We start from the raw sequence: 15339 nt of genomic DNA on the forward strand, positions 1-15339 counted from the left end.
AAGCCAACGTATGTGATCTTCATCTGGCCGCCTCCTCTGTGACGCCGCCAGACTAATGATGCTGGCGCCGCACAAGGAGACATACGGACTTTGCAGACTCACAGCAGCGGCAGGAACGCCCGGATATCTTCCTCCGGCAGCGACCAGTCGCAGACAAAGCGCGCAGTGACCAGCTCCGCGTCCGGCCCCTCCATGCCGCCGTCCCACAGGTGATAGGCCGCACCGGCCTCAAACAGCGCCCGGTGCGTGGCGCGGGGCAGGGCGGCAAAGATCATATTGGCCTGCGGCTGATGGCTGAATTCCGCCCCCGCCGCACGCAGCCCCTCGGCCAGCAATGCAGCCTTGGCATTGGCGGCACGGGCATTCTCCAGCCACAGATCCCCGCTCAGATAGGCCAGCATCTGCGCTGACAGATAGCGGTGCTTGGAAAACAGCTGCGCCCCGCGCTTGCGCCGGTACTCGAACTCCTGCGCGTGTGCAGGGTTGAAAAAGATCACAGCCTCCACCCCCATGCAGCCGTTTTTGGTGCCGCCGAAGGACACCGCATCCACACCCGCCTTCCAGGTCATCTCCGCAGGTGTGCAGCCCAGCGACACCAGCGCATTGGTAAAGCGCGCGCCGTCCATATGCACCGGCAGCCCGTATTCCTTGGCAACAGCGCAAACCGCCTCCAGCTCCGCAATGCTGTAGACGGTGCCGAATTCCGTCACCTGGGTCAGCGACACCGGCCCCCGCTGCGGCCCGTGCACGCCGCGGGTTTCCTCTCCCTCAATGGCGGCGCGCAGATCCGCCGAGGTCATCTTGTCGGCTTCCGTCACCAGCGTCAGCTTGGCGCCGCCCATGAAAAACTCCGGCGCGTTGCATTCATCCATGTTGATATGGGCGGGCTTGGTGCAGAACACGGTCTGCCAGGGCTGGGTCAGCGTCGACAGCGCCAGCACATTGGCCGCGGTGCCGGTCGCCACCAGATAGACCGCCGCCTCCGGTGCCTCGAAGATCTCCCGGATCCGCGCCGTGACCGCCGCCATTTCCGGATCCGCGCCATAGGCCATGGCATAGCCGCTGTTCACCTTGGCCAGGGCCTCCATGATCTGAGGCGAAACCGGGCCGGAATTGTCAGAGGCGAAATGCATGGGGGTTACTCCTGCGGATGAAATTCAGGTGGGTTCGTCGATGATGTGGTCTTCCCACTCGTCTTCGGAAATCTCGAACTCCGACACCGTCCAGCCGCGCACCGAAACGCCGGCCTCATGCACGCTTTCAGGCGTGCCGGTCAGCAGCGGATGCCATTCGGGCAAGGGCTTGCCCTGCCACAGCAGCCGGTAGGCGCAGGTCTCGGGCATCCAATAGGCGTGGGTATCCAGATTCTGCGGCGTCAGCACGATGCACTCCGGGATGAACTGGTGCCGGATCGGATACTGGGCGCAGCGGCAGGTGCTGTCATCCAGCAGGCGGCAGGCCACCCGGGTCAGCGCCACCGCGCCGGTCTCCTCATCCTCCAGCTTGTTCAGGCAGCATTTACCGCAGCCGTCGCAAAGCGCTTCCCATTCCTTCTGGTTCAGCTTGTCCAGCGGCTTGTTCTCCCAGAACCGCTTGCCCAGGCCAGAGCGGTCAATGACGTCCTTCACCGGTTTCATAGCGCCGCCAGCAGGTTGCGCGACTTGGCGCAATCCGCGTCCATCTGTTCAATCAAGGCATCCAGCCCGTCAAACTTCAGCTCCGGCCGCAGGAAGGCGACCAGCCCCACCGACAGCGTCGCGCCGTAAAGGTCGCCGGAAAAATCAAACAGGAAGGTCTCGATATTGGGCACCTCGCCGTCAAACATCGGCCTGACCCCGATGGAGGCCGCGCCAAAGTAGCTGCCCGCATGCGGCCCGTCGAGCACGTCAACCAGCACCGCATAAACCCCGAACCGCGGCTGATGCAGCCCGTCGATCGACATGTTCGCGGTCGGAAAGCCCAGCTCCCGCCCGCGCTGCTCGCCGCCGATCACCACGCCCTCGATCCGGTGCCAATGGCCCAGCATCTCCTTGGCATCCGCAGGCCGGCCCTCGCTCAAGGCATTGCGGATCGCGGTCGAGGAGACCGCATGGGCGGAATATTCCATCAACGGTGCAATGGTGACGCCGAACCCATACTCAGCGCCAAAGCGCTGCAGGTCCGCGGCATTGCCCGCGCGCCCCTTGCCAAAGCAGAAATCGGCGCCCACCACCACATGGCGCAGCCCCAGCCCCCCGGCAATCACGTCGCGGGCGAACTCCTCAGGGCTCAGGCTCGACAGCGCGGTGTTGAAATTCAGCTCATAAAGCCGCTCCACCCCCAGCTTCTCCAGCCGGTGGGCGCGGGTCTCGGCCCGCATCAGCCGGAACGGCGGCGCATCGGGCGCAAAATACTCGCGCGGATGCGGCTCAAACGTCATCACCCCCAAGGGCGCCCCGGGGGCGGCCTTGCGGGCCAGCTCGATTACCGACTGATGGCCCAGATGCACGCCGTCGAAATTGCCGATGGCCACAGTGGCGCCCCGGTCCTGGTCTTCGACGAATTCATAATCTCTGACGATACGCATAGCGCATGCCTATCCGCACCCGCGCGGCGGTTCAAGCGGCCAGTGGCGGGGGAGGACCAAAGCCGGTTCCCCGCCTCGGCAAATCCGGCTACACCTTACCCTGCGGTGGATCCGGGAACGACACATGATTGATCACATCACCTTTGGCGTGGCAGATTTTTCAAAATCTGTGGCATTCTATGACCGGACGTTTGGCCCTTTGGGCATCACACGGCTGTTTACGGCGCCCAAGATTGACCCCGGCAGCGTCAATCTGGCCGGCTTTGGCGATGCCCGGCCCTGGTTCTGGCTGGCAGAGGAGAACGCAACGGCCGGCATGCTGCACGTCGCGCTGGCGGCGCCGGACCGCGCTGCGGTTGAGGCTTTCCATGCCGCGGCCTTGCAAGCGGGCGGTTCCTGCAACGGCCCGCCCGGCTTGCGGCCGCACTACCACAGGGATTACTATGCCGCCTTTGTGTGCGATCCAGACGGCCATAACATTGAGGCCGTATGCCACAACCCGCCTGACTGACGCCTTCTTCAGGCCGCCTCCCGTTGCGCACCCGCCGTACGCCCCCTTCACGCAATCCTCACGTGTAAATGCCATACTCCCAATTGATCGCGTTCACCCGCCATGGCTCCGCGCATGGGCCATGATACGAGGCGCAGGCATCTGTGAGGCTGCCTGCGTAACACCCGGAGACCGGCCCTGATAAAAAGGGGGTCGTCCAGGAGATCCTGTCCGAGCAGGCCCCCGGCGGGGTCTGTCCACCTCCACCCGGCGGCGCCGCCCCCTTAATTGGGACACAGCGCAACAACGGAAGAGAACGAAACAGCACAAACCGGCACAGAAAAACCGCCAAGGGCATACCGCCCCGGCGGCTCATACTGCTGCGCGCAGGGGGCATCAGGCACCCATGCGCTTCTTTCTGGTCGCAAATACTCTGGGGGTGAGCGCCAGAGGCGCGAGGGGGCAACGCCCCCTGCCCAGGCTCCGCACCCGGCTCAGTCGAACTTGCGCGAGGGCGCCATCACCATGGCTTCGCCCACCAGCACCTTCTTGCCGTCCACCATGCAGCGGCAGTCCAGCTTGACCCGGCGCTTGTCGATCACGATGTCGGTCACCTCGACCTCCGCCAGCACCAGGTCGCCCGGCCGCACCGGCGCCAGGAACTTCAGCGACTGGCTCATGTAGATGGTGCCATGTCCCGGCAGCTGCTCGCCGATCACGGCCGAGATCAGCCCGGCGGTCAGCATCCCATGGGCGATGCGGCCCTCGAAAATCGTGTCCTGGGCGTAATCGTCATCCAGATGCACCGGATTGCGGTCGGTCGACACCTGGGCGAATTTCTCGATGTCCTCGTCGGTGATGACTTTGCGCAGGTAGCGCACCATGCCCATCTCAATGTCTTCGATGCAGATGGTTCCGCGCGGCATGTTGTCCAACATCTCATCCTCCGTTCGCCCGGCCCTGATCGCATCACTTGACCGCTCGGCGTTGTAACTTTTGCGCGCCGGATTGGCCGCTTGCGCAACTTTATTACTTTGCAGCTGCAGAAAATCAAGTGATTTCTGACAAAGGAAAACCCCGCCCGATGCGGGCAGGGGTGCAGGGCCAGCTTGGCCGTGAGCGATGATTGCTGCCGGGTTTACCGCAGGAAACCAATGGCATAGGTGGGTGCGGATTGCTCCTGCGCCAGATAGGCCGCCAGCGCATCCGCATCCGGCTGGACTGATGTCTTTGTCTCTCTGGCCGCAAGGCCCCCGGTGATGAACAGGGAATCGATGCCTTCCCCCATGGCGCCGGCAATATCCGTATGCGGCCCGTCGCCGATCGCCAGGATCTCGGAATCGGCAATCCCCGGGGCCACTTCCTGCAGCCGCAGCCGGGCCAGATCATAGATCGGCGGATGCGGCTTGCCAAAGTACAGGCTCTCGCCGCCCATCTCCGTATAAAGCCGCGCCAGCGCCCCCGCGCACCATTCCCGCGTCTCGCCGCGGTCGACGATGATATCGGGATTGGCGCACAAGAGCTTCATGCCCATCTGCTTGGCATAGAGGAAATCCGCCCGGTTCACCTCCGGATCCGCCATCGTGTCAAAGGGGCCGCAGCAGACGATGCCCTCAGCCTCCTTGAGCGGCACCCGTGTGATTTTCACCGGGTTATGGATCACGTGCAAGGGCTCAAAGAACCCGGCGTCGCGCTGCCATTCGCCCATGAAATAGACCTTGTTTCCCACCGCGCCTGTGAACATTGCCGCCCGCGCAGAATCGCCCGAGGTGGAGATCGTGTCATAGGCATCATCCGGCACGTTGAACTGCCCCAGCTGCGCCGCCACCCCTGCGCGCGGCTTGGGCGAGTTGGTCACCAGCACCACGATGCCGCCCTGCGCCCGGTAGGCCTTCAGCGCCGCCACCGCATCGGGAAAGGCGGTGATGCCGTTGTGGACACAGCCCCACAGATCCACGAACAGCGCCTTGTAACGGCTGGAAATGTCGGAAAGGGAGGTGACGATCTGGGTCATGGCCGGGCCTTCGCGCGTGTTTCGGTTGCGGCCAGCTATGGCAGAGACGGCGGCGGAAGGCCAGTGGCGCAGGGCCGGGCAGGGCGCCGCGGCGGCGGCCCAAGGGTTTCTTAATAACTCTCGCATAGGGTGATCGTCAGGCAACTCTATGGTGTGTTAGCGATGTTCCGAAATCTTCCCATTAAAACGCGGCTGGTCTTTACCGGTGTGATGTCGACAGTCTCTGTCCTGGTTCTTGCGGCGATGGCCGTCTACAGCCTGTGGCAAAGCGAGCTGGAGCTGGAACGGCAGATCAGCGCAACCACGATCATCCGGCATGAGCTGATGGCCGACAAGATGCACGACGCGATTGAGGCAGGCGTGGTGCATGCGCTGCTGGCCGGCCCGGCGGCGCCGGCGGCCAAGAGGGATCATTTGACGGCCAAGCTCGCCAGCGACATCCGCAGCCTGCGGGACTCTGTTGCCGCCTTGCAAAAGGTTGAGATGTCGGAGGCAATCCGCAGCCAGGTAACGGCCCTCGCCCCCGCGTCAGAAACATTTATCGAGGCGGCCCGGAATGTTGCAGGCCTGGCCTTTCAGGACACCGCAGCGGCACAGGCGGCGCTGCCTCAGCTGCAGGCAGAATACGGCGCCCTGAACCAGCTGCTGGCGCCCCTGGGCAAGGATATCAAAACCTATGCCGAGGAGACCGCGCAAAGCGCCCGCGCCCATGACATGCAGCTGCTGTATATTCTGATCGGGTTTTCCGCGCTGGCACTGCTGGTGATTGCCCGCAACTCCCGCCAGGTGACCCTGACCATCATCCGTCCCATCGCCCGGCTGCGGAGCGCCCTGCGCGAGGTGGCCGAGGGCGACCTGGGCCTCAAGGTCGCAGACCGGATGCGGGCCGATGATTTCGGGGAAATCGCCAAGGATATCGACGCCGTGTCGGGCCGGGTGATTTCAGCGCTGGAGGAGCAGAACACCCTGCGCGAAGAGAGCGAAAAGGTCATCGAACGGCTGCGCAGCGGGCTGCAGCGCCTGTCCCAGGGCGACCTCAGCGACCGGATTGCCGAGGAATTCAGCGGCGATTACGGCCCCTTGCGGGAACACTATAATGAAACCGTCGACAAGCTGAATGAGCTGATGTCCGACGTGGTGCAGTCCGGTGCCCGCATTCAGCGCCAGTCGGACGACATCCGGACCGCGTCGGAGGACCTGTCGGCGCGCACCGAAAGCCAGGCGGCCACGCTGGAACAGACCGCCGCCGCGCTGGAGCAGATGACCGCCAGCGTCAACTCCTCGGCCCGCAACGCGCAGCAGGTGCAGGGCGCGGTGGAGACCGCGCGCACCGATGTGGAGCACAGCGGCCGGGTGGTCGAGGGCGCCATTGCGGCGATGAACGAGATCGAGAACTCCTCCAACCAGATCAGCCAGATCATCGGTGTGATTGATGACATCGCCTTCCAGACCAATCTTCTGGCCCTGAACGCAGGGGTTGAGGCCGCGCGCGCGGGCGAGGTCGGCCGCGGCTTTGCCGTGGTCGCCTCCGAGGTGCGGGCGCTGGCGCAGCGGTCTTCGGATGCGGCCAATGAAATCAAGGTGCTGATCAGCGCCAGCTCTGCCCATGTGCAGGACGGGGTGCAAAAGGTGGATGGCGCCGGCAAGGCGCTGACCACGGTGGTCACCCAGGTTACCAATATCGCCGATCTGGTCGCAGGCATCTCCTCCGAATCCGCCGAACAGGCGCAGGGGCTCAACGAGATCAACATCGGTGTCTCGCAGCTGGATTCGGTCACCCAGCAGAACGCTTCGATGGTGGAGCAGTCCGGTGCTGCGATCCGCTCCATGAACGGCGAAACGGTGGGGCTGAACCGGCTGGTCGGCCAGTTCGTCCTGCGCGAGGGCGGGGCCGGGCTGGAGGCCGCCGGTTCCCAGCAGCCGGACGCTGCAGCCTGGCAGCAGCCGGACGTCCCGGCAGAGGCGGAGCCGGCCTTTGCCGCGCAAGCGGACGCAGGCATATACGGTGATGCGGCCGGGGACACCCGCTGGGAAGATTTCAACGACGGCAGCGAGGCCTGGCCGCCGGCAGAGGACGCACCGGAAGCCCGCTCTGCCTGAGGGCAGGCGGCAGGCCGAAGGGGCGGCGGGGCCAAAAGGCAATGACAGTTTGCGGCAGTCTGGAAACGGGCTGCCGCAGGCCCGTTGCGGCCTCGTTTTCAGGACTGCCCTCTAAGCGGGGCTGAACCTGTTACAGCCAGATCAGCCCCTGTTTCAGCGCCAGCGCCAGAGCGTGTTCGCGGGTTGTGGCCCCCAGTGCCTTGCGCGCATTGGCGAAATGCAGCGAGACCGCGGCCTCTGACAGGCCCAGCGTCTCGGCGATGCGGGCGGTCATCATGCCCTCGGCCAGCAAGGACAGCACCTCGCGCTGGCGGGTGGTCAGCAGCGGCGTAGCGGCCCCGCCGTAGCGCTCCGCAGGCGGCGGCGCATCCTGTCCGATGGTGCTGGCAAGCAGGGCGGAGAACAGCTGCATCTCCAGCGGGCTGCTGCTGCTGGCGGTGCGGAAATCCGCCTCATAGCCCAGCGTGACATATTTTCCGGCGCCGCCCGGCGGGCCGAAGCGGGTGCAATGCAGGGTGGTGAACCCGGCAGCCTTAAGCCCGTGGGTATAGGCCCGGGCCTTGTCCGCGACCTCGTCCGCGACCTCCGCGCCGCGCCGCAGCGCGCCGCATTCCAGAACCATGCTGCCGGAGCGTTGCGCCAGGTCCTCGACCAGCGGGTCCACCTCGATATAGCCCTCGCACAGGTATTCCTCCATCCAGCTGTCCGGCATGTCGGTGCTGATCCAGCTGATGTCCTTCAAAGTACCGTTGACCTCGGCCACCAGGAGGCTGTTGATGCCCATCTGCCGTGCCAGGTATTGCGCCGCCTGCCAGCGGCCCTGGCCATCCTGCGGGCAAAGCAGGGTGTCCAATGTATCGATCAGAGCATTTTTCATCACTTTCAGCCCCTTAATGCTTGCGCCTTGCTCTGTGCGCCCGTCTCTCTGGCTAGAGCGGCACCAGCCCCTGTTTCAGCGCCAGGGCCAGAGCGTGTTCGCGGGTCGTGGCCCCCAATGCCTTGCGGGCATTGGAAAAATGCAGCGAGACCGCGGCCTCCGACAGGCCCAGTTTCTCGGCGATGCGGGCGGTCATCATGCCCTCGGCCAGCAAAGACAGCACCTCGCGCTGGCGGGTGGTCAGCAGCGGCGCAGGCCCCCCGCCATAGCGTTCCGCAGGCGGCGGCGCATCCTGTCCGATGGTGCTGGCAAGCAGGGCGGAGAACAGCTGCATCTCCAGCGGGCTGCTGCTGCTGGCGGTGCGGAAATCCGCCTCATAGCCCAGCGTGACATATTTTCCGGCGCCGCCCGGCGGGCCGAAGCGGGTGCAATGCAGGGTGGTGAACCCGGCAGCCTTAAGCCCGTGGGTATAGGCCCGGGCCTTGTCCGCGACCTCGTCCGCGACCTCCGCGCCGCGCCGCAGCGCGCCGCATTCCAGAACCATGCTGCCGGAGCGTTGCGCCAGGTCCTCGACCAGCGGGTCCACCTCGATATAGCCCTCGCACAGGTATTCCTCCATCCAGCTGTCCGGCATGTCGGTGCTGATCCAGCTGATGTCCTTCAAAGTACCGTTGACCTCGGCCACCAGGAGGCTGTTGATGCCCATCTGCCGTGCCAGGTTTTGCGCCGCCTGCCAGCGGCCCTGGCCATCCTGCGGGCAAAGCAGGGTGTCCAATGTATCGATCAGAGCATTTTTCATCACTTTCAGCCCCTTAATGCTTGCGCCTTGCTCTGTGCGCCCGTCTCTCTGGCTAGAGCGGCACCAGCCCCTGTTTCAGCGCCAGGGCCAGAGCGTGTTCGCGGGTCGTGGCCCCCAATGCCTTGCGGGCATTGGAAAAATGCAGCGAGACCGCGGCCTCCGACAGGCCCAGTTTCTCGGCGATGCGGGCGGTCATCATGCCCTCGGCCAGCAAAGACAGCACCTCGCGCTGGCGGGTGGTCAGCAGCGGCGCAGGCCCCCCGCCATAGCGTTCCGCAGGCGGCGGCGCATCCTGTCCGATGGTGCTGGCAAGCAGGGCGGAAAACAGCTGCATCTCCAGCGGCGAGGCCGCCTTGGCGCCTGCGGTGCTGTCCTCAAAGGCGAGGGTTACAAATTTCCCGGTCCCGCCCGCAATGCCTGCTGCCCCGTCTGCCGCGCTGTCCACCGTACTGTCCGCCCCGCCGTAGCGCGCGCAATGCATACCGCCAAAGCCCGCGTCCTTCATGCCGTGGTTCAGCGCCCATTCCCGGACACTGCCCGCCTGATCCCGGCGCAGCACGCCGCAGTCCAGCTGCATGCTGCCTGGCCGGTCCGCCAGGCCTTGGACAAAAGGGTCCACCCTGACGTAGTCCTGGCTCAGGTATTCGTCCATCCAGGCGCTGGGCATATCGGTGTTCATCCAGCCGATTTCCTTGAGCGTGCCGTTGATCTCCGCCACCAGGATGCTTTTTACCCCCATCTGCCCGGCCAGATCCTGCGCCGCCTGCCAGCGCGCGCCGGGATCCTGCGGATGCAGCAGCTTGTCCAAAGCATCAATCAAGGCGTTTTTCATAAGGGCACCAACCAAAAATCTACCGCAATTTAACCGGGCAGGCCGGTGCGGCGTCCAGCCTTAGAAGAATTCATAGCCCTATGAATATCCCTAGGTTGGCCCGTCAAAGGCGATCAGGCAATGTCTTTTTCGCGTCCGGCTATTGGCCCGGACCAGCGTTTCCGGCGGGTGCGCGAGTTTTGAGTGAGTGGTGGCAGCCCCTTATTGACGGGGCTACAGATGATCCCGGGCCTGGCGAAGGGCGGGTTCTGGCTGCGCACTTGCCGGGAACCATTTTCGGCGGCAGGCACCGGTATTTTCCCGCCGGGCCGCTGCTGCAAAGCTGCGGCCTGTATTACACGGCTGCCCGTCTTTGGCCGGGGCAGCCGGGCAGCGGTTTCGAGAGCGGACCAAGACTCTCCTGACAAGAAAAAAGGCGCCCCTCGGGGCGCCTTTTACTGTCCGGTCCAAGCGGGCTCAGACTTTCAGGTTCGGGATGATCTGCTTTTTGCGGGACATGATGCCCGGCAGCACCACGGTGTCGCCGACGGCATCGGCGCCAAAGGATTTGGCGGCCACGGTTTTCACCAGGTCGTTCGGCACCAGCAGGGTGGCTTCCTCGTTCAGGATGTCGACCACGAACAGCAGCACCTGATCGACGCCGTCCTCAGCCGCAACCGAGACCATCGACTCCATCAGCGAGGCCTTGCGGTCCAGCACCACGCCCGGCGCGGTGGTTTCCAGCACGGAGACGCGGAACTTGGTGCCGTCGACTTCGTATTCCTTGGAATCCATGCGGATCAGCTCTGCATCGGAGAACGAGGAGACGTCGGACTTGGCGGCAAACATCTCAGCCGCGTATTCGGAGATGTTGATGCCCAGATCCGCGGCCAGCTTCTCGGCCACGGCCTTGTCATGGGCGGTGGTGGTGGGGGAGCGGAACTCCAGCGTGTCGGACAGAATGCAGGTCAGCGCCGCGCCCTTGATGGCTTCCGGCATCTTGGCAGCATCGTCGCCCATCAGGTCGTGCATGATGGTGGCGGTGCAGGCCAGCGGGCGGATGGTGATGTCGATCGGGCCTTTGGTTTCCAGGCCGCCGACCAGCTTGTGGTGGTCGATGATCGCCTGCACGTCAGCGCCGTTGATGTTGGCGGGCAGCTCTGCCGGGTTGTTGGTGTCGACGATGACAACCGCCGCATCATCGGCCACGTCGGCGATGATTTCCGGTTTCTCCAGGCCCCAGCGCTGCAGCATGAAGGCGGCTTCGGTGTTCGGTTCGCCCAGCAGTTTCGGGGCGGCGGCCACGCCTTTCACCTCGTTCAGGTACCAGGCCCAGACAATGGGGGAGCCGGTGGAATCGGTGTCGGGGGATTTGTGGCCGAAAACTTGGATGGTCATGGGGCTGTCCTGTTCATGCATAAGGTCGGAAATGCGGGATTTGCGCGCCTTATAGGGCTGGCGCGCAGGCTTGTCACCCCGCTGATGCTGCAATGCGGCACTGTGTTCAGGGCAGGGGTCAGAACGGGGCCCGTTCCAGGCTGTAGCCCTGCTGCTGCAACAGGTTCAGAATGCCGGCCTCGCCAGGCAGGTGCAGGGCGCCGGCGGCGACCACGATGCGGTTGCCGCGGGCGGCCTCGATCACCGGGATCCAGGCGCGGTTGCGCTGGTCGATCAGCCCGTCCATCGCCTCAGCCCACAGGGTCTCGCGTTCGGCGCGGGTCAGGGCGCCGCTGTTCAGGAAGTCCCTTTCGCTGACAAGGAGGGCGGACAGCGACTGCTGGTCGAAATAGGATTCGACCGTGGTGATGAACCCGTCGGTGCCGCTGCCCAGCAGGGCGGTAAAGGCGCGCAGCTGGCGGACCTGTTCTTCCAGCGGGTCGGCGTCCATCATCCTGATAACGCTCATCGGGTCTTCCAGCGACTGCACCGGCACGCCGGCGTCTTCGGCCAGCACGCCCAGCCGCAGATCAAGGCCGCGCTTGACGTCCTTGTCCTGGCGCAGGCAGGGCGGAAAGGCCATCGACATTGCCAGGAACCAGGGCCGCATCTTGGCCGCCATCCAGGGGGCGATGCCCTGGCTGCGGACCCTGGCGGCCAGATCCTCCCATTCGGCGGCGGGCAGCCGGTCGATCAGGCTGGGGCCTTCGGTGATCAGCACCAGCGAGGGCGTGCGGCCCAGTTCGACCTCAAACGCGGCCTTGTCCTTGGGGCTGGCCTCCATCAGCAGCACGTCTGCCTGCCGGACCACAGGCGCCAGCCGGGCGGCCAGGGCCTCCATCCGCGGGTCATTGATATGCAGGGTGCCAATCACATGCACCGTGCGGGCGCCGCGCCGGGCGATCCAGTGGTTGCCCTCGGCAAAGGGCGCGGCCGCGGTAAGGGCTTCGATCCGGGCGCGCTCCGGGGCGCTCAGCGTGGTGCGCAGATCGGTGCCGGTGCAGCCCGCCCACAGCGCGGCGGGCAGCAGCAGAAAAAACACGTAAAAAATGAGCCGCATGATTGTCTGGTCCTGAATTTGCCGGGAAGGCCTGCCTACCACGGCGCCGGGGAGAGGCTGAAGCCCTTGGATTTGAGCAGGTTCAAAACGCCGTTTTTGCCCGGCAGATGGGCGGCGCCGACGGCGACCACAATGCGGTCCTGCTGTGCCGCCAGAATCGGCGCCATCCAGCGCCGGTTGCGGTCATCCAGCAGGCGGCGGTTGTACTGGCGCCACAGCCGCGCGGTTTCGGCCCCGGAAAAGCTGCTGTACTGGGCGCTGATCCAGGGGGCGAGGATGAAGGAGGTCCAGACGCTCTGGTCGAAATAAGCCTCGACCGGGGTGGCGTCTTCGGGCTTGTCCGACTGCACCAGCTCCAGTTCCAGCTCCAGCATCCGGGCCTGGTCGCTGAGCGGCAGGCTGGCGATGGCCTTCAGCGCCTGCTCCGGCGTTTCCAGCGCCCCCAGCGGGATCCGCTTGCGCTGGGCGAAGCCGGCGATCCGGTCGTCCAGGCCGCGGCGCAGGCCAAAACCGTAGGGGCGGCAGCCGCTTTGCACCAGGAACATGGAAATCGCCCAGGGCTGCATCCGGTTCATGGTTTCCGGATTGGCCCCGGCCACCTGGGCGGTGAGGATGAAGCGCTCCCAGGCCTGGGGGCGCAGCAGGTGGCGCAGCTCCTGGCCCTTGGGCAGCAGGAAGCTGCGGGTCATCGCGGCGGGCATGGTTTCAAGGCGTTCCAGATCCTCGTTTGCGGTTTCCAGATAGATTGCCTGGGCCGCGGCCAGCGCCGGGCGCAGGGTGCGCATCACCTTGGCCATGCGGGCGTCGCCGCCGTGCATGGTGCCGATCACATGAATGGTGCGGGGGCCCTTGGTGGCGACCCAGTGGTTGCCGCGGGAAAACGGGGTGGCGGCCATTTCGCGCTCCAGCCGTTCCTGGGTGGCGGCGGGCAGGTGGTCGCGGTAGTCGATGCCGCGGCACGCGGCCAGCGCTGCAGAGGCCTGCAGGGCCAGGGCAAGTGCCAGTGCAATGGATTTCATCTAATGCCCTTTCCCCGGGTTCCGGAACGCAGGCCTGAGCAAACTGCGGCCTGAACATATGACCCTAGGGCGGGGCAGGGGGCGCGGCAATGGCAAACGCCCCGGGCCCGGCCAAAACCCTGCGGCGCGCGGTGCTGAGTTGCCAAGGCGCGCGCTTCCTGCCAGTCATGGGGCATGGAACGCGAGGATCAGCTTTATGCGCCGGTGAAGGCGCTGCTGGAAGCCCAGGGCTATGCCGTCAAGGGCGAGGTGGGGGCGGCCGATGTGGTGGCCGTGCGCGGCCAGGAGCCGCCGGTGATTGTCGAGCTGAAGCTGAAGTTTTCGCTGTCGCTGTTTCATCAGGCGATTGCGCGGCTGGCCATCACCGATCATGTCTATATCGCGGTGCCGCGGCCCGGGGGGCGGCAGGCGCGGCGGATGATGAAGGACAATCTGGCGATGTGCCGGCGGCTGGGGCTGGGGCTGATCACGGTCTTGGCGGACGGGCGGGCAGAGGTGCATTGCGATCCCGGCCCCTATGCCCCGCGCAAGTCGAAGAAAAAGCAGGCGCGGCTGCTGCGCGAGTTTCAGGCCTTGCGCGGCGACCCGAACGCGGGCGGCGCCACCCGGCACGGGATTGTCACCGCATACCGCCAGGACGCGCTGGCCTGTGCGGCGCATCTGGCCGGGGCGGGCGCCAGCAAGGGCGCGCATGTGGCCAAGGCCACTGGCGTGGCGCGGGCCACCCAGCTGATGGCCAAGAACCATTACGGCTGGTTCGAGAGGGTGGAGACCGGCGTCTACCAGCTGACCGAGGCGGGCCGCGAGGGGCTGGTGCATTGGGCAGAGAGCTGGGAGGCGGAATGATGATCTGCGGATGCGCCTTTGGTGTGCTAATGTGTACGCTGGAGGGATCACCTTGTTTTTATAAGGGTTCATAAGTTTCGGTTTAATTCAGCTCATGCGAATTGCATTTTTTTCCTGTTGAGCAATAGCGGGTCTGCGCCGATGACTGCGCCAGCTTTGCACGAGGGGAGACAGCAATGGCAACTCAGGACATCGACCGGCTTCAGGACCGCTTGCGGGCACAGCGGGTCTCTTTCGACAAGATCCCGGTGATCGACATCGGCGCGCTGAACACGGGCGGCAGCCTGTTTGAGGTGGCCAGGGAAATCCGCTGGGCGCTGACCAACGTCGGGTTCTTTTACGTCAAGAACCACGGGGTGCCGGAGGCGGTTGTGAATGGCGCCTTTGACGAGACCCGGGCGTTCTTTGACCTGCCGTTGCAGGACAAGATGGACCTGCATATCTCGAAATCCGGGATGGCCCTGCGCGGCTATATCGAGATCTTCGGCGAGAACACCGATCCGAAGAAGACCAAGGACCTGAAGGAATGCTTTGATATCGGGCCGGAATGCCCGGCGGGCAGCACGCCGTTCTTTGGCCCCAACCTGTGGCCCTCGGCGCGGCCGCAATTCCAGCAGGCGGTCTATGGCTACCATGAGGAGATGAAAGGCCTGGCGCAGCGCTTGATGCGGGCGATTGCGGTCAGCCTGGATCTGGAGGCGGATTTCTTTGCGCCCAGGATGCAGGATCCGATCACCATCCAGCGGCTGCTGCACTACCCGCCGCAGGAAGGGCAGATCGACGAGAGCGTGATGGGGATCGGCGCCCATACGGATTACGGCAGCCTGACCATCCTGGCGCAGGATGATGTGGGCGGGCTGCAGGTGATGAACCGCGACGGCCAATGGATCGAGGGGCCGCCGATTGCCGGCACTTTTGTGATCAATATCGGCGATTTGATCCAGCGGCTGACCAATGATCTGTATCTGGCGAACCTGCACCGGGTGGTGAATGCCTCGGGCCGGGAGCGCTATTCGATTCCGTTCTTTATCGATGCGGATGCGGATGCGGTGTTCCAGCCGCTGGACAGCTGCGTCAGTGCAGAGAACCCTGCGCGCTATCAGCCGGTGACCTGCGGCGTGCACAAGTTCGGCCGCTTCAAGGACAGCTTTCCGCACCTTAAAGACAAGGCGGCCTGAGCCGGTAAATCAAGGAAAAACAGGGGGCGCTGCGGCGCCCCTCATTTTTTGCCGATTCCCCTGTTGACAAGGCCGCGGGGCATTCCTAGCTTCCCCTCGTTATCACTCGCCGGGTGTGAGTGATAACGGCCCCTGCCAGGGA

15 protein-coding genes are annotated in these 15339 nt (G+C 64.8%); 4 read left to right on the plus strand and 11 right to left on the minus strand.

Translation table 11 applies throughout. The features are described from left to right. Window positions 1-98: 98 nt before the first annotated feature. Genes ACXAHG_RS15780 through ACXAHG_RS15790 form a run of 3 tightly spaced genes read right to left on the minus strand, consistent with a single transcriptional unit; the run spans window position 99 to window position 2566 of the window. Window positions 99-1133 (minus strand): threonine aldolase family protein, encoded by a 1035-nt coding sequence (locus ACXAHG_RS15780; protein WP_475058831.1) that lies wholly within the window; start codon window positions 1131-1133, stop codon window positions 99-101. 24 nt (window positions 1134-1157) lie between these two features. Next, complete coding sequence (locus ACXAHG_RS15785) at window positions 1158-1628, minus strand: YcgN family cysteine cluster protein (protein ID WP_475058940.1); 471 nt, start codon at window positions 1626-1628, stop codon at window positions 1158-1160. A 5-nt stretch (window positions 1629-1633) separates the two neighbouring features. After that, window positions 1634-2566 carry a bifunctional riboflavin kinase/FAD synthetase gene (locus ACXAHG_RS15790; protein ID WP_475058834.1) on the minus strand — a complete coding sequence of 311 codons (933 nt, stop codon included), beginning with the start codon at window positions 2564-2566 and terminating at the stop codon, window positions 1634-1636. Between the two features lie 124 nt (window positions 2567-2690). Between ACXAHG_RS15790 and ACXAHG_RS15795 the strand changes: the two genes are divergently transcribed. Next, a complete protein-coding gene (locus ACXAHG_RS15795) occupies window positions 2691-3077 on the plus strand; it encodes a VOC family protein (protein WP_475058837.1) in 387 nt (128 codons plus the stop codon). 473 nt (window positions 3078-3550) lie between these two features. On the opposite strand, the gene ACXAHG_RS15800 is transcribed toward ACXAHG_RS15795, so the two are convergent. Both ACXAHG_RS15800 and ACXAHG_RS15805 read right to left on the minus strand, forming a co-directional pair. Then, entirely contained in the window at window positions 3551-3994 is a 444-nt protein-coding gene (locus tag ACXAHG_RS15800; protein WP_475041892.1) for a MaoC family dehydratase, read from the minus strand. A gap of 200 nt (window positions 3995-4194) precedes the next feature. Continuing rightward, window positions 4195-5070 (minus strand): TIGR01459 family HAD-type hydrolase, encoded by an 876-nt coding sequence (locus ACXAHG_RS15805; protein WP_475041893.1) that lies wholly within the window; start codon window positions 5068-5070, stop codon window positions 4195-4197. A gap of 162 nt (window positions 5071-5232) precedes the next feature. Here ACXAHG_RS15805 and ACXAHG_RS15810 point away from each other — a divergent pair, with 162 nt between their 5' ends. Then, window positions 5233-7170 carry a methyl-accepting chemotaxis protein gene (locus ACXAHG_RS15810; RefSeq protein WP_475058840.1) on the plus strand — a complete coding sequence of 646 codons (1938 nt, stop codon included), beginning with the start codon at window positions 5233-5235 and terminating at the stop codon, window positions 7168-7170. 130 nt (window positions 7171-7300) lie between these two features. On the opposite strand, the gene ACXAHG_RS15815 is transcribed toward ACXAHG_RS15810, so the two are convergent. The 6 genes from ACXAHG_RS15815 to ACXAHG_RS15840 all read right to left on the minus strand — a co-directional run bounded on the left by ACXAHG_RS15815 (window position 7301) and on the right by ACXAHG_RS15840 (window position 13173). Continuing rightward, window positions 7301-8047, minus strand: coding sequence for a helix-turn-helix transcriptional regulator (locus tag ACXAHG_RS15815; RefSeq protein ID WP_475058842.1), 747 nt, complete (start codon window positions 8045-8047; stop codon window positions 7301-7303). A 52-nt stretch (window positions 8048-8099) separates the two neighbouring features. Beyond that, window positions 8100-8846 carry a helix-turn-helix transcriptional regulator gene (locus ACXAHG_RS15820; protein WP_475058845.1) on the minus strand — a complete coding sequence of 249 codons (747 nt, stop codon included), beginning with the start codon at window positions 8844-8846 and terminating at the stop codon, window positions 8100-8102. 52 nt (window positions 8847-8898) lie between these two features. Further along, entirely contained in the window at window positions 8899-9666 is a 768-nt protein-coding gene (locus tag ACXAHG_RS15825; RefSeq protein WP_475058847.1) for a helix-turn-helix transcriptional regulator, read from the minus strand. Between the two features lie 468 nt (window positions 9667-10134). After that, window positions 10135-11055, minus strand: a complete 921-nt coding sequence (locus tag ACXAHG_RS15830) for a manganese-dependent inorganic pyrophosphatase (RefSeq protein ID WP_475041899.1) — start codon at window positions 11053-11055, stop codon at window positions 10135-10137. Between the two features lie 118 nt (window positions 11056-11173). After that, on the minus strand, window positions 11174-12154 hold the full coding sequence (locus tag ACXAHG_RS15835) for a TraB/GumN family protein (RefSeq protein WP_475041900.1): 981 nt from the start codon (window positions 12152-12154) through the stop codon (window positions 11174-11176). 35 nt (window positions 12155-12189) lie between these two features. Continuing rightward, complete coding sequence (locus ACXAHG_RS15840) at window positions 12190-13173, minus strand: TraB/GumN family protein (RefSeq protein WP_475041902.1); 984 nt, start codon at window positions 13171-13173, stop codon at window positions 12190-12192. A gap of 174 nt (window positions 13174-13347) precedes the next feature. Between ACXAHG_RS15840 and ACXAHG_RS15845 the strand changes: the two genes are divergently transcribed. Beyond that, complete coding sequence (locus ACXAHG_RS15845) at window positions 13348-14019, plus strand: DUF2161 domain-containing phosphodiesterase (protein WP_475058850.1); 672 nt, start codon at window positions 13348-13350, stop codon at window positions 14017-14019. A gap of 176 nt (window positions 14020-14195) precedes the next feature. Continuing rightward, window positions 14196-15197 (plus strand): isopenicillin N synthase family dioxygenase, encoded by a 1002-nt coding sequence (locus ACXAHG_RS15850; RefSeq protein ID WP_475058853.1) that lies wholly within the window; start codon window positions 14196-14198, stop codon window positions 15195-15197. Window positions 15198-15339: the final 142 nt, after the last annotated feature.

Source organism: Leisingera sp. ABD4_442 (assembly GCF_056160905.1).

Bases quoted from the DNA above. Each gene is read 5' to 3' on its own strand.
- ACXAHG_RS15790 (WP_475058834.1), bottom strand. From the start codon at position 2,566: ATGCGTATCGTCAGAGATTATGAATTCGTCGAAGACCAGGACCGGGGC.
- ACXAHG_RS15795 (WP_475058837.1), top strand. From the start codon at position 2,691: ATGATTGATCACATCACCTTTGGCGTGGCAGATTTTTCAAAATCTGTG.
- ACXAHG_RS15810 (WP_475058840.1), top strand. From the start codon at position 5,233: ATGTTCCGAAATCTTCCCATTAAAACGCGGCTGGTCTTTACCGGTGTG.
- ACXAHG_RS15845 (WP_475058850.1), top strand. From the start codon at position 13,348: ATGGAACGCGAGGATCAGCTTTATGCGCCGGTGAAGGCGCTGCTGGAA.
- ACXAHG_RS15780 (WP_475058831.1), bottom strand. From the start codon at position 1,133: ATGCATTTCGCCTCTGACAATTCCGGCCCGGTTTCGCCTCAGATCATG.
- ACXAHG_RS15805 (WP_475041893.1), bottom strand. From the start codon at position 5,070: ATGACCCAGATCGTCACCTCCCTTTCCGACATTTCCAGCCGTTACAAG.
- ACXAHG_RS15830 (WP_475041899.1), bottom strand. From the start codon at position 11,055: ATGACCATCCAAGTTTTCGGCCACAAATCCCCCGACACCGATTCCACC.
- ACXAHG_RS15800 (WP_475041892.1), bottom strand. From the start codon at position 3,994: ATGTTGGACAACATGCCGCGCGGAACCATCTGCATCGAAGACATTGAG.
- ACXAHG_RS15850 (WP_475058853.1), top strand. From the start codon at position 14,196: ATGGCAACTCAGGACATCGACCGGCTTCAGGACCGCTTGCGGGCACAG.
- ACXAHG_RS15815 (WP_475058842.1), bottom strand. From the start codon at position 8,047: ATGAAAAATGCTCTGATCGATACATTGGACACCCTGCTTTGCCCGCAG.
- ACXAHG_RS15820 (WP_475058845.1), bottom strand. From the start codon at position 8,846: ATGAAAAATGCTCTGATCGATACATTGGACACCCTGCTTTGCCCGCAG.
- ACXAHG_RS15840 (WP_475041902.1), bottom strand. From the start codon at position 13,173: ATGAAATCCATTGCACTGGCACTTGCCCTGGCCCTGCAGGCCTCTGCA.
- ACXAHG_RS15835 (WP_475041900.1), bottom strand. From the start codon at position 12,154: ATGCGGCTCATTTTTTACGTGTTTTTTCTGCTGCTGCCCGCCGCGCTG.